The organism is Bradyrhizobium sp. Ken01 (assembly GCF_055807355.1).
Genome location: NZ_JBVVPC010000060.1, coordinates 1 through 13,274, shown reverse-complemented (window position 1 = coordinate 13,274; position 13,274 = coordinate 1). Strand labels below are relative to the sequence as shown.

11 protein-coding genes are annotated in these 13,274 nt (G+C 65.2%); 4 read left to right on the top strand and 7 right to left on the bottom strand.

Features of this window, described 5'->3' with window-relative positions; all coding sequences use genetic code 11:
* The first annotated feature begins 128 nt into the window (after positions 1-128).
* A complete protein-coding gene (gene mazG / locus AC0L3S_RS35025) occupies positions 129-989 on the top strand; it encodes a nucleoside triphosphate pyrophosphohydrolase (protein WP_473284327.1) in 861 nt (286 codons plus the stop codon).
* A gap of 190 nt (positions 990-1,179) precedes the next feature.
* Here the strand turns inward: mazG and hflX are convergent, their stop codons facing one another.
* The 4 genes from hflX to AC0L3S_RS35005 all read right to left on the bottom strand — a co-directional run bounded on the left by hflX (position 1,180) and on the right by AC0L3S_RS35005 (position 6,841).
* Complete coding sequence (hflX, locus tag AC0L3S_RS35020) at positions 1,180-2,562, bottom strand: GTPase HflX (protein WP_473284325.1); 1,383 nt, start codon at positions 2,560-2,562, stop codon at positions 1,180-1,182.
* Positions 2,563-2,573: 11 nt separating this feature from the next.
* Complete coding sequence (gene hfq / locus AC0L3S_RS35015) at positions 2,574-2,822, bottom strand: RNA chaperone Hfq (RefSeq protein WP_007591126.1); 249 nt, start codon at positions 2,820-2,822, stop codon at positions 2,574-2,576.
* Positions 2,823-3,059: 237 nt separating this feature from the next.
* Complete coding sequence (ntrX, locus tag AC0L3S_RS35010) at positions 3,060-4,430, bottom strand: nitrogen assimilation response regulator NtrX (protein ID WP_007591127.1); 1,371 nt, start codon at positions 4,428-4,430, stop codon at positions 3,060-3,062.
* A gap of 17 nt (positions 4,431-4,447) precedes the next feature.
* Positions 4,448-6,841 (bottom strand): sensor histidine kinase, encoded by a 2,394-nt coding sequence (locus AC0L3S_RS35005; RefSeq protein WP_473261297.1) that lies wholly within the window; start codon positions 6,839-6,841, stop codon positions 4,448-4,450.
* Positions 6,842-7,014: 173 nt separating this feature from the next.
* Between AC0L3S_RS35005 and AC0L3S_RS35000 the strand changes: the two genes are divergently transcribed.
* A complete protein-coding gene (locus tag AC0L3S_RS35000; RefSeq protein WP_473261299.1) occupies positions 7,015-7,161 on the top strand; it encodes a hypothetical protein in 147 nt (48 codons plus the stop codon).
* A 168-nt stretch (positions 7,162-7,329) separates the two neighbouring features.
* On the opposite strand, the gene ntrC is transcribed toward AC0L3S_RS35000, so the two are convergent.
* From ntrC to dusB, 3 genes are read right to left on the bottom strand one after another with little or no spacing between them, the layout of a single operon-like run.
* A complete protein-coding gene (ntrC, locus tag AC0L3S_RS34995; protein WP_007591133.1) occupies positions 7,330-8,772 on the bottom strand; it encodes a nitrogen regulation protein NR(I) in 1,443 nt (480 codons plus the stop codon).
* Positions 8,773-8,781: 9 nt separating this feature from the next.
* Complete coding sequence (locus AC0L3S_RS34990; RefSeq protein WP_473261301.1) at positions 8,782-9,957, bottom strand: two-component system sensor histidine kinase NtrB; 1,176 nt, start codon at positions 9,955-9,957, stop codon at positions 8,782-8,784.
* Positions 9,954-10,955, bottom strand: coding sequence for a tRNA dihydrouridine synthase DusB (gene dusB / locus AC0L3S_RS34985; RefSeq protein ID WP_473261303.1), 1,002 nt, complete (start codon positions 10,953-10,955; stop codon positions 9,954-9,956). The genes AC0L3S_RS34990 and dusB overlap by 4 nt, the downstream gene beginning before the upstream one ends.
* Positions 10,956-11,237: 282 nt before the next feature.
* Between dusB and AC0L3S_RS34980 the strand changes: the two genes are divergently transcribed.
* Both AC0L3S_RS34980 and AC0L3S_RS34975 read left to right on the top strand, forming a co-directional pair.
* Positions 11,238-12,419, top strand: a complete 1,182-nt coding sequence (locus tag AC0L3S_RS34980; RefSeq protein WP_473284323.1) for a bifunctional 2-C-methyl-D-erythritol 4-phosphate cytidylyltransferase/2-C-methyl-D-erythritol 2,4-cyclodiphosphate synthase — start codon at positions 11,238-11,240, stop codon at positions 12,417-12,419.
* A gap of 3 nt (positions 12,420-12,422) precedes the next feature.
* Entirely contained in the window at positions 12,423-13,031 is a 609-nt protein-coding gene (locus AC0L3S_RS34975) for a CinA family protein (protein ID WP_354059554.1), read from the top strand.
* Positions 13,032-13,274: the final 243 nt, after the last annotated feature.

The window sequence follows — 13,274 nt, the reverse complement described above, 5'->3', positions numbered from 1 at the left end:
TAGCATTGCGCACGCGGCTCGCCAATCCGGCCCGCCAACCGGTGGAAATCACCCTGTTCCGCCGCGCTGCGCTGGGAACGGGCGCTCGCTTTTGGCATAAGGCTTGGGAGTCAGGAGACCGCCCCGCAATGACCCCTTCCCGCGACATTTCCCGCCTGATCGAGATCATGGCGGCGCTGCGCACGCCGGTGACCGGCTGCCCCTGGGACCTCGAGCAGAATTTTGCGACCATCGCGCCCTATACGATCGAGGAAGCCTATGAGGTGGTCGACGCCATCAGCCGCGGCGACCTCGACGATCTCTGCGAGGAGCTCGGCGATCTGCTGTTGCAGGTCGTCTTCCACGCCCAGATGGCGTCGGAGCAGAACGCGTTCGCGTTTGGAGATGTCGTCGAGGCCATCACGCGAAAAATGATCCGGCGCCATCCTCACGTTTTCGCCGACAAGGAGGGCAACCTCGCCTCCTCCCACGTCAAGGAAGTCTGGGACCGCATCAAGGCCGAGGAGAAAGCCGAGCGCGCCGCGCGCCGGCCACCCCAGGAAGCGCCGTCCCACAAATCGCTGCTGTCGGGCGTGAAGGCCGGGCAGCCCGCGCTGACGCGCGCCATGGAGCTGCAGCGCAAGGCCTCCACCGTCGGCTTCGACTGGAACGATCCGCGCGCGGTGCTGGCAAAAATCCGCGAGGAAGCCGACGAGATCGAGGCCGCACTCGACCGCAACGACAGCGAGGGCCTGGCGGAAGAGACCGGCGACCTGATGTTCGCGCTGGTCAACCTCGCCCGCCATGTCGATGCCGACCCGGAAGCCGCGCTCCGCGCGACCAACGCGAAGTTCGAGCGGCGGTTTGCGTTTATCGAACGCGCGCTGGAAGCACAGGGGCGCACGCTGGAGCAGGCGTCGCTCGCCGAGATGGACGCGCTGTGGAACGCGGCGAAGGGAGACGAGCAAAGGGCTCCACCGACGGAGAGAGGCAACCAAGCGCGCTCCTAGCTCAAGCGTCGTCCTGGCGAAAGCCAGGACCCATTACCCCGAATGCACATTGTTGAACCACGCTGGAGCTACCAGCGTGCCAATTCCAGCCGCTTGTGGTTATGGGTCCCGGATCTGCGCTTACGCTTGTCCGCGACGACAGCGTTGCTTGAGGCAGTAGTTAGCTCAACTCACTGGCGGGCGACGGCGTCTACGCGGACAGTCGCGGCACTGCGTCAAACCGGTTCACCACGATATCCCGCTTGGTCTCGTCCACCCGAACCGTCATATCGAAGCGGCCGTCGTGCAGCTCTTTCGCCAGCACCTCGGAATTCCGATGCAGCCAGCTGATGCCGGCGCCGTCGGAGGCATCGATGGAGAGGTCGAGCGTGATGCGTTTGGCAGCCAGGCGCTCCTCGATCGCGGCGAGCAGTGCGTCGACCCCCTCGCCCGACACGGCGGACACCAGCATTGCCGGATGATCTTCGGGGCGGCGCGCGGCGATGTTCAAAAGTTCTTCGCGCTGTTCGGGACCATAACGGTCGATCTTGTTCCAGACCTCGATGATGCGGCCTGAGTCATCGGGATTGATGCCGAGCTGGCGCAGCACGGCGTCGACGTCGCTCTGCTGCGCCTCGGCGTCGTCGTGCGAGATATCGCGCACATGCAGGATGACGTCGGCTTCCAGCACCTCCTCCAGCGTGGCGCGGAAGGCGGCGACGAGCTGCGTCGGTAGATTGGAGATGAAACCGACAGTGTCCGACAGCATCGCCTTGCCGCCGTGCGGCAGGGTGAGCGCGCGCAGGGTCGGATCCAGCGTGGCGAACAGCATGTCGGCGGCCTGCACGTCGGCGCGGGTCAGGCGGTTGAACAGCGTCGACTTGCCGGCGTTGGTGTAGCCGACCAGCGCAACGACGCGGTACGGCACGCGCTGGCGGCCTGCGCGATGCAGGCGGCGCGTCGCCTGCACCTTCTTCAGTTCGCCCTCGAGCTTGGAGATGCGCTCCTGGATCAGGCGGCGGTCGGCTTCGATCTGCGTCTCGCCGGGACCGCCCATGAATCCAAAGCCGCCGCGCTGGCGTTCGAGATGGGTCCATGAGCGCACCAGGCGCGAACGTTGGTAGTTGAGATGCGCGAGCTCGACCTGGAGCGAGCCTTCCTTGGTCTTGGCGCGACGTCCGAAGATTTCTAAAATGAGGCCGGTGCGGTCGAGCACCTTTGCCTGCAACTCCTTCTCGAGATTGCGCTGCTGGATCGGCGCAAGCGCGCAATCCATCACCACGAGCTCGACATCGAGGCTCTTGGCGAGCCCGGCGATAACCTCGACCTTGCCCTTGCCGATATAGGTCGCGGGGCGGATCTGGCTGATCGGCGCGATGATGGCGTCGGCGACGACGAGATCGATCGCGCGCGCGAGGCCAGCAGCTTCGTCGAGCCGGGCCTCCGCGTCGCGCAGGACATGAGCTTCCGATTGCGCGTCGGCACTGCCTGCGCGCACCCGCAAATAGGGACCGATGACAAGCACCCGCCCCGTCTGCTTACCCCCTGCCGACCGCGGACGGTCGGCATCCCCGTCGAAATTCCGGGGTTCCAATCAGATCACTCTCAAGCCGGCTGGTCCTCGCCGCCTTCGAACAGCTGGATCGGAGCGCCCGGCATGATGGTCGAAATCGCATGCTTGTAGACGAGCTGCGAGTGACCGTCGCGCCGAAGCAGCAAACAGAAATTGTCGAACCAGGTCACGATGCCCTGGAGCTTCACTCCGTTGACCAGAAAGATCGTCAGTGGCGTTTTGGTTTTGCGAACGTGATTAAGGAAGGTGTCCTGCAGGTTTTGTGCGCGGTCTGCCGCCATTGTTTTTTTCTCGCTTTGAGTTTCTTTTTATTGCGCCGGTTTCGGCCCTCTTTTGAAATTCGGGGTCCTCGTCCGGTTGCCGTCCCTCATGAGATCCCCCTCGGAGGGACAGCGGTTCAATTAGAGGACAGGTAGGCTTATTAGGCAAGCCGCTTCACGCGGCAGGCCACGCCGTACTGCCCCGAAAAACTACGGAAATCGATGATTTTCCTCGCCTATTCCAACGACGTCGCAGCGTTAGCCGACGCCGAGCGCCTTCAACTTCCGGTGCAGTGCCGAGCGTTCCATGCCAACAAACTCGGCCGTGCGAGAAATATTTCCTGAAAAACGGCTGATCTGTGCAATCAAATAGTCGCGCTCGAACACTTCGCGCGCTTCGCGCAGCGGCAGGCCCATGATGTGCTCGCCATTGTTGCTTGTCGGCATCGCCGGCACCATCGAGCCGACGTCCTGCGGCAGCATGTCGGCAGTGATGATGACCTCCGGCCCGCCCGCCGCCAGAATCATGACTCTCTCAACGTTGTTGCGGAGCTGGCGCACATTGCCCGGCCAGACATGGGATTGCAGCACCGCCATCGCGTCCTGACCGATCTGCCGCTTGGGCAGGCCGCTGCCCGCCGAGATCTGCTCCATGAAATAGTCGATCAATTCCGGAATGTCCTCGCGCCGCTCCGACAGCGCGGGCACGCGGATCGGCACCACCGAGAGACGGTGATAGAGGTCCTCGCGGAAATGGCCGGCCGCGATCTCCTCTTCCAGATTGCGCGCGGTGGATGAGATGATGCGGACGTCGACCTGCACCTTGCCGTTGCCGCCGACGCGCTGGAACGACTGCTCGACCAGCACGCGCAAGATCTTGTTCTGGGTCTCGCGCGGCATGTCCGCGATCTCGTCGATGAACAGCGTGCCGCCATGGGCCTCTTCGAGCGCGCCGGGCTTGCGCGCGTGCTCGCCGTTGGACTGCTCGATGCCGAACAGCTCGTGCTCCATCCGCTCGGGCGTGATCGCAGCGGCGTTGATGACGACGAAGGGACCGTCGGCGCGGCCCGAGGCCGTGTGCAACGTGCGGGCGGTCAGTTCCTTGCCGGCGCCTGCGGGGCCGACGATCAGGATGCGGCTGTTGGCCTTGGCCGCACGCTCGATGGTCTGGCGCAGCTGGTTCATGCTGGGCGAGCGGCCGACCAGCGAGCTTGCGCTCGGCGCGAGCTGCTTCAGCTCCTTGACCTCGCGTTTGAGCCGCGAGTTCTCCAGTGCACGGTTCGCGACCAGGATCAGCCGGTCGGTCTTGAACGGCTTCTCGATGAAGTCGTAGGCGCCACGCTTGATCGCGGCGACCGCGGTCTCGATGTTGCCGTGGCCGGAGATCATCACGACCGGCAGATCGGGATTGTCCTTCTTGACCTGCTCCAGCAGTTGCAAGCCGTCGAGCTTGGAGCCCTGCAGCCAAATGTCGAGGAACACCAGATGCGGCCTGCGGTTGGCGATCTCGGCAAGCGCCGTATCGCTGTCGCGCGCGGTCCGGGTCACGAAGCCCTCGTCTTCGAGGATGCCCGCAACGAGATCCCGAATATCGGCCTCATCATCGACAATCAGAATTTCACTTGCCATGGGTCGCGCCTGTTTTCTCAGCTGCCTGTTGAGGCTTTGATCTTCGTTGAATCATTGGTCTTTTCAGCCGCCTCTTTGGTTTCGGCGGCCGCCTCTTTTGTTTCCGGATCCTTGACGGATTGCGTGGCCGTTTCGCCGATGTCCGGCTTGGTCGTCGCCGAGGCCGACGGTTCGGCCCCCTCGGTTTTCGCGGGGGCGCCGGAGATCGCAAAACGCATCCGCATCCAGGCGCCACGCTGGCCCTCGCGGAAGTCCGAGGCATCCTTCAGTTCGATGCGCCCGCCATGGTCTTCCAGCACGCGCCCGACGATCGCGAGCCCAAGGCCGGTGCCCTTGGCGCGTGTCGTCACATAAGGCTCGAGCAGGCGCGAGCGCGCCACCTTGGGCAGGCCGATGCCGTTGTCGACGACGTCGATCAGCACGTCCTCGCCCTCGCGCGAGACCACGACGTCGATCCGGCCTTTGCCGAGCTCCTCCAGGGGCACTTGCTCGATCGCCTCGGTGGCGTTCTTGACGATGTTGGTGACGGCCTGCGAGATCAGCCGCCGGTCGAACTGGGCGCGCAGCGGGTCTTCCTTGAATTCGGCCTCGATATCGATCTCGGGGTGGGCGACCTTCATCAGGAACACCGCCTGTCGCACTGCGTCGGCGACGTCCTCACCCTCCATCACCGGCTTCGGCATCCGCGCAAAGCGCGAGAACTCGTCGACCATGCGGCGGATATCGTCGACCTGACGCACGATGGTGTCGGTGCACTGTTCGAAGATCTGCTTGTCCTTGCCCTCGGTGATGTCCTTGCCGAATTTGCGGCGAATGCGCTCGGCGGAGAGCTGGATCGGGGTCAGCGGGTTCTTGATCTCATGCGCGATGCGGCGCGCGACATCGCCCCAGGCGGAGGTGCGCTGCGCCGAGACCAGCTCGGTGATGTCGTCGAGGGTGATGATGTAGCTGTCGTGCGGTTGGCTGGTCTTCTCGGCGCTGACGCGGACCGACAGATTGCGTTCCTGCCCGTCCCGCGTGATCGTGATCTGCCCCTGCACCAGGCGCTGGGTCCCTTCCCGCGCCGTCTTCATCATCTCTTCGAGCTCGGGCAGCACTTCGGAGAGCGGATGGCCGAGCGTCTCGGCTTCGGAATGCCCGATCAGCTTTTCGGCGGAACGGTTGAGAATGCCGACGCTGCCTGAATTATCCACGCCGATAATGCCGGCGCTCGCGGATGACAGCACCGCCTCGATGAAGCGGCGGCGGCTGTCGATGAGGTCGCTGGCGTTGACGAGCTCGTCGCGCTGGCTGCGCAACTCCTCCGTCATCTTGTTGAAGGTCTCGCCGAGCTGGGCGAGGTCGCCTTCCGACTGGTGCACCGGCACTTTCACGTGGAGATCGCCCGTCGAGACCGTCTGGGCCGCGTTCATCAGCCGTCGGATCGGCGAGACCAGCGAGTTGGCGAAGTTGAGGCCGATCAGCACCGAGGCCATCAGGATGGTCAGCGCGATCACCGCGAACATCAGCGCGAATGCGACCTGGATGCCGAGCCGGCGCGACTCGATCTGGGCGTATTCGGCGACGCTGACCTCGGTCTGCTTGAGCTGGTTGACGACATTCGGGTCGAGCGGCCGCGCGACGTAGAGGAAAGTGTCGCTGAAGGCGCGCAAGCGGACCACCGCGGCGACGAAGCTCGCATCGGGCAGCACCGCGATCTCGGGCTCGGATTCGTTGACGTTGCTGAGGAAGTCCGGCGCCGGCGGCGAATAGGCCAGCCGCATGCCGGTGTCGGCGGATTCGAGAATGTTGGTGTTCTTGTCGATGATCATCGCGCCCGGCAGGTTGCGCGAGGCGGCGCTGGAGGTCAGCAATTCGCGAAAAGAGCGGCGATCCTGGTCGTAGAGCGGCCGCGCGTGGGCGATGTCGTTGGCCATGCCGAGAATATCGCCCCGGATCAGCTGCGCGTGGTCCTGCATGTAGGCGCGCGCGATCGTCAGCGAATTCTGGATCACCTCCTTGGTCGGGCCGGAGAACAGCCGGTCGAGGCCGCGCTCGATGGTGACGTTGGCGACGACGGCGACCAGCACTGCCGGCAGCACTGCCACGATCGAGAACAGGCTGACGATCTGGACATGGAGGCGCGCCGCCGCCCTGCCCCGCCGTCGCGCCAGGATCAGCTGCCAGAGCTCGCGGATGATGATGCCGACCAGCAGCAGGATCGTGCCCGCATTGATCAGATAGAACGAGCGGACAACCGCAGGGGTCGGCTCGATCGACGTGAGGCCGGTCAGGACCAGGAACGTCAGGCAGGCCGACAGCAGGGCCAGGGCCACGGCGAACGGCGCCAGCCAGCGTCGCGCCGACCAACGGCGGGGCTCTTCCGCTGGGGCCGTGTCAAAGGATGCGGCCGAGGTGTCTGCGCTGGTCATTCCGGCAATGGGTGCTGAAAACGGGGTCCGCGGCGGGCGGATACTGATGTATTCGTACCACATTGTTGCCGAATTGCGACAATTCCGCGGCGCCCCCGCCGCGACCGACCCGCGCATCCACAGCGACATGCCGGAGGGCGGGAACGGATTCCGGCCCAGAGGGCTTGACCAGCATGCCCAGATTCTTTCTCGCAATGATGGTGTCGGCCGTGCTGCTGCTGATCGTGGCGGCGGATCTGCTGGTCAATGGTCTCGGGGTGCACGAGCCCAATGCGAACGTCGCCAGCGCGGTACAGGTCGCAGGCCGATTTGTCAGATAGGTGTGAGGCCGCGTCCCGCGGCTGAATGACCATTTGAATGTTCCTGCGGAACATTTCAGTCGGATCGGGACTTCTGCTCACCGCGTCAGCCACAACGGCCAGCGCGATCCGGACAGGCTCAGCTCCGCTTTGGTAGGGGGAGCTGAGCCACCGTTCGTTGCGGGAAGGCTAGCCTCCGCTCCGATACACCTGGATATCCAGATCCCGGATTTTCTTCCGCAGCGTGTTGCGGTTGAGGCCGAGCAGATCGGCCGCGCGGATCTGGTTGCCGCGGGTGGCGGCGAGCGCGGCCGTCAGCAGCGGCACCTCGATCTCTTTCAGGATGCGGTGATAGAGGCCCGGCGGCGGCACGCCGTTCGGGAAGCCCTGGAAGTGCGAGGAGAGATACGCTTCCACCGCGCCGCCGAGATTGTCGACGCCATGCTGGACTGCGGCACCCGGGCTGACCGTGGGTGGCGCCAGCTCGCCGTCGATGACGGAGCCCGTGATCACGTCCTGCGGATAGAGCGCTGCGAGGCGACGGGCGAGGTTCTCCAGCTCGCGCACGTTGCCCGGCCAGCGGTGCTGCTTCATCCGCTCCAGCGCCAGCGTGTCGAGCTTTTTCGGCGGCAGTCCGTCCTTCTCGGCCAGCGCGAAGAAATGACGGATAAGGTCCGGCAGATCCTCGATGCGCTCGCGCAAGGGCGGCAGCCGCAGCGGCACGACGTTGAGGCGGAAGAACAGATCCTCGCGGAACAGGCCCTGCTGGATCAGGACGCGAAGATCCTTGTTGGAAGCCGCGACGATGCGCACGTCGGTCTTGATCGGGGTGCGGCCGCCGACCGTGGTGTATTCGCCCTGCTGAAGCACGCGCAGCAGCCGGGTCTGCGCCTCCATCGGCATGTCGCCGATCTCGTCCAGGAACAGCGTGCCGCCCTCGGCCTGCTCGAACCGGCCAGAGGCGCGGGTGTTGGCGCCAGTGAAGGCACCGCGCTCATGACCGAACAGTTCCGACTCGATCAGGTCGCGCGGAATCGCCGCCATGTTGACCGCGACGAACGGGCCGTTGCGGCGCTTGCCGTAGTCGTGCAGCGCGCGCGCCACCAGCTCCTTGCCGGTACCGGACTCGCCCGTGATCATCACGGTGAGGTCGGTCTGCATCAGGCGCGCCAGCACGCGATAGATTTCCTGCATCGCCGGCGAGCGGCCGACCAGAGGGATCGCCTCCATCTCGGCGTCGTCGTTCGGCGTCGCGACCCGCTCCTTGGGCTCGGCCAGCGCGCGGCCGACGATGGCGATCAGCTCCTTCAGGTCGAAGGGCTTCGGCAGATATTCATAGGCGCCGCGCTCGGAGGCGCGGATCGCCGTCATGAAGGTGTTTTGCGCGCTCATGACGATGACGGGCAAATTCGGCCGCATCTTCTTGATCCGCGGCAACAGGTCGAACGCGTTCTCGTCGGGCATCACCACGTCGGTGATGACGAGATCGCCCTCCCCCTGGCTGACCCATCGCCACAGCGTCGCGGCATTGCCGGTCAGCCGCACTTCGTAGCCGGCGCGCGATAGTGCCTGGTTGAGAACCGTGCGGATGGCGGTGTCGTCATCAGCAACGAGAATGCTACCTGCGGGCATCGTTAATCCTCATTTTGCCCCCTGTGACGCAGACGACGACTTCCCGGCAGAGCCGTCGCGACTGCTTTGATCGGCATGTTTCACCGACGTGGAATACATCGGCATCAGCACGCGGAAGGTGGTCTTCCGCGGCTGAGATTCGCATTCGATGATGCCCCCGTGGTCCCCGATGATCTTGGCGACCAGCGCGAGGCCCAGACCCGAGCCGGTCTGCTTGGTGGTGACGAAGGGATCGAACAGGTTTGGCAGAAGATCCTCAGGCACGCCCGGTCCGTTGTCCTTCACGCAGAATTCGAGCGGCAGGGATACACGGGATTTTTGACCGGGGACTGACAGGCGCACGCCGGGACGAAACGCCGTGGTGAGCTGGATTTCGCCGTCGGGAACGTCGATCAGCGCTTCGGCGGCGTTCTTCACGAGGTTGAGGAACACCTGGATGAGCTGGTCCTGGTTGGCCAGCACCGGCGGCAGCGAGGGATCGTAGTCCTCGACGAAGCGGATGTTGCGGGCAAAGCCGGACTGCGCCAGCCGTTTGACGTGATCGAGCACCGAATGGATGTTGACGGGGCCGCGCACCACGGGGCGCTCGTCGCCGAACACCTCCATGCGGTCGACCAGCGTCACGATGCGGTCGGCCTCGTCGCAGATCAGCCGCGTCAGCATCCGGTCTTCCGAGGAAGCTTGCTGCTCCAGGAGCTGCGCCGCGCCGCGGATGCCGGAGAGCGGGTTCTTGATCTCGTGCGCCAGCATCGCGGCGAGCGCGATCACCGAGCGCGCGGCGCTGCGATGGGTGAGCTGGCGGTCCATCTTGTCGGCGATGGAGCGCTCCTGGAGCATCACCACGATGTGGCCGGGCCGTTCCGTGACGGGGGCAACGTGCAGATCGACCTGGCGGTCTCCGCCCATGCGCGGCGTGCCCAGATCGACCTTGTACTCGTTGACCGGCGCGTTCGACGAACGCACCTGGTCGATCAGCGCCAGCAACGGGCTGCCGAACGGCACCAGCTCTTTCAGCGACTGCCGCTTCAAAAACTGCGTCGAGATATCGAAGAAGGCTTCGGTTGCGATGTTGGCGGCGACGATCTTGCCGTCCGGCCCGATCATGAGCATGGGATTGGGCAGTGCGTCCAGGATGGCATCGCTGTCGGACGGAAACGGCCGACGATGTTCAGCGGCTGAGCTCATGCAGCGGCGCTCCATGCGAAGTCGTCGAAGGCATCTTGCAGTGACCGGTGGACAAGGCGCGGATCCTCCGAGGTGAGGATTTTCTGACGCCAGGATTTCAGCTTCTCGGCCGGCACACGGCTCACATCGGCCGCGACGTCGAGCGCCCAGCCCAGATGTTTTCGCGCGTGCCGCAGACCGATGCGCAGGCCGTAGAGCGCGCAGACGCCCTCATAGAGCGTGCGGACATAATGCAGCTGTGTCTCGAGCGACGGCGCGGCTTCCGCCGCCCCGCCCTTCAGGCGCCGGCCGATCTCACCGGGCAGCCAGGGCTGCCCCTGCGCGCCGCGACCGATCATCACGGCATCGGCGCCGGAGGCCTCTAACGCCGCGAGCGCCTTCTCGTAGGTCGTGATGTCGCCATTGACGACGAGCGGAACAGAGATCGCGTCGCGCACAGCGCGGATCGCATCCCAATCGGCCTCGCCCTTGTAGAACTGGCACCGGGTGCGACCGTGCACGGTGACGAGCTTGATGCCTGATGCCTGCGCACGCCGCGCCAGTTCCGGCGCGTTGCGGGTGCGGTCGTCCCAGCCGAGCCGCATCTTCAGCGTCACCGGCACCTTCACCGCCGCGATCGTCGCTTCGATCAGGCTGACGGCGTGGTCGAGATCGCGCATCAAGGCGGAACCGGACTGGCCGCCGGTAACGTGACGGGCCGGACAGCCCATGTTGATGTCGATGATGTCGGCGCCGTCGGCTTCGGCAATCCGGGCGCCCTCCGCCATCCAATGCGTATCGCAACCGGCGAGCTGGACCACGTGCGGACCGATCCCGGTGGCTTCGCAGCGCAACCGGGACATATGATGGCCATTAGCGAGTTCGTCGCTGGCCGTCATTTCGGACACCACCAGACCGGCCCCCAACTCCGCGGCCAGCCGGCGGACGGGCGAGTCAGTCACCCCCGACATCGGCGCCAGGAAGACCGGGGTGGCGACATCAATATCGCCTATCTTCAATGGCTTAGAGCCTGATACTGCCGAGCCGGTCACAGGGGTCTCGTTGCGTTGGCAGCGCCTCATCGCGCCTGCCATGATCTATCTTGCGCACAATTCTTGTGCAGTCAAGCGTCATGCCTACACTTTAGACAGTTCTGCCAATCTTTCAAGTGCAGTGCAGCAAAATGCTGTTTCCCACAATCCGGGGAAACCCCCTTTTTTTGCGGGCCTGCCGTGCTAGAGGCATGCGGCAATCACCCCACTCCCCGACTCTCTTCATCATCAAATGAGTATTTGAGTCCTATGGCGAAATCACAGCGCACCGCAGTCGTCCTCGTCGCGGCCGGACGCGGCCTGCGCGCAGGCGCCGGTGGCCCCAAGCAATATCGCGAGATCGGCGGGGTGCCCGTGATCTATCGCGCCATGGAGGCCTTCAGCCGTCATGCGGACGTGTTCGCAGTTCAGCCGGTCGTGAACCCCGACGACGGCGCCATGTTCACGGCAGCGGTCGCGGGGCTCAGCCACGAGGCGCCGGTCAATGGCGGCGCGACCCGGCAGGCCTCGGTGCTCGCCGGTCTCGAAGCGCTCGCCAGGCACAAGCCCGAAATCGTGCTGATCCACGACGCCGCGCGCCCCTTTGTTTCGGAAGGCGTCATCACCCGCGCGATCGATGCGGCCAGCCGCACCGGCGCCGCGATCCCCGCCGTTCCCGTCACCGACACCATCAAGGTCACCGGCGAGAACGGCAATGTCGAGGACACCCCGGACCGGTCGCGGTTGCGAATCGCACAGACGCCGCAATCCTTTCGCTTCGACGTCATCCTCGAAGCGCATCGTCGCGCGGCCAAGGACGGGCGCAGCGATTTCACAGACGATGCCGCGATTGCCGAATGGGCGGGATTGACGGTTGCAACCTTTGAAGGCGATGTTGCCAATATGAAGCTCACCACTCCCGAGGATTTTGTGCGCGAGGAAGCGCGGCTGGCCAGCCTGCTCGGCGACATCAGGACCGGCACGGGCTATGACGTGCACGCCTTCGGCGAGGGCGACCATCTGATGATCTGCGGCGTGCGCGTGCCGCACACCAAGGGCTTCCTGGCCCATTCCGACGGCGATGTCGGCCTGCATGCGCTGGTCGACGCCATCCTCGGCGCGCTTGCCGACGGCGACATCGGATCGCACTTTCCGCCCAGCGACGCGAAGTGGAAGGGCGCTTCCTCCGACCAGTTCTTGAAATACGCAATCGAGCGCGTCACCCAGCGCGGCGGCCGCATCGCCAATCTCGAGGTCACCATGATCTGCGAGCGACCGAAGATCGGTCCCTTGCGCGACACCATGCGCGCGCGCATCGCCGAGATATCAGGCGTCGACATTTCCCGCGTCGCAGTCAAGGCGACCACCAGCGAGCGGCTCGGCTTCACCGGCCGCGAGGAAGGCATCGCGGCCACCGCGAGCGCCACCATCCGCCTGCCCTGGAGTGTCTAGGCCATGGCCGGCAGCGACGCACGCGCCCTCTCCCGCTCGCTGCTCGATCTGTGCCGGATGCGCAAGCTGACGATCGCGACCGCGGAGTCCTGCACCGGCGGCCTCGTCGCGGGCGCGCTGACCGACATCCCCGGTTCGTCCGACGTCATCGATCGCGGCTTCGTCACCTATTCCAATGACGCCAAGCGCGCGATGCTCGGGGTCGAGGCGAGCACGCTCACCAATTTCGGCGCCGTCAGCAAGGAGACCGCAACAGCTATGGCGGTCGGCGCGCTGGAGCGCGCCGGCGTCGATCTTGCGGTCGCCATCACCGGCATTGCCGGCCCCGGCGGCGCCACGCCGGGCAAGCCGGTGGGCCTCGTCCACTTCGCCGCCGCCGCGCGCGACGGGCGCATCGTTCACCGCGAGCATCGTTTTGGCGCCATCGGCCGTACCGCCGTGCGCCAGCGCTCGGTGGTCGAGGCGCTGCGCATGCTGATGGATCTCGCCCGCGGCCCAGTCCAGGCCAAGCCACGCCGTGAAGCCGCGGTCACCCGCCTGCGCCCCCGCGTGACACGCTCGCCGCGCCGGCACGCAGTGAAGCGCAGGACTCCGCGCTCGCCGCGAGGCTGACTCCCGCAGCCTGGATGGAGCGAAGCGCAATCCGGGATTCGTTCCGCGGATACAAGGCCCCGGATTACGCTTCGCTCCATCCGGGCTACAATCCCTTGCGTTGCCCGTCGGGCAAAACACACAAGTCGCAGGTCAATCTGACCTCGCGAAAATATTCCGCTTTACCGAAATTCGGCTTTAGCGTATTCATCCCGCCACCTCATCCCGGTCAGAGGGGCGTATCGCGATCGTCACGAACGTGGG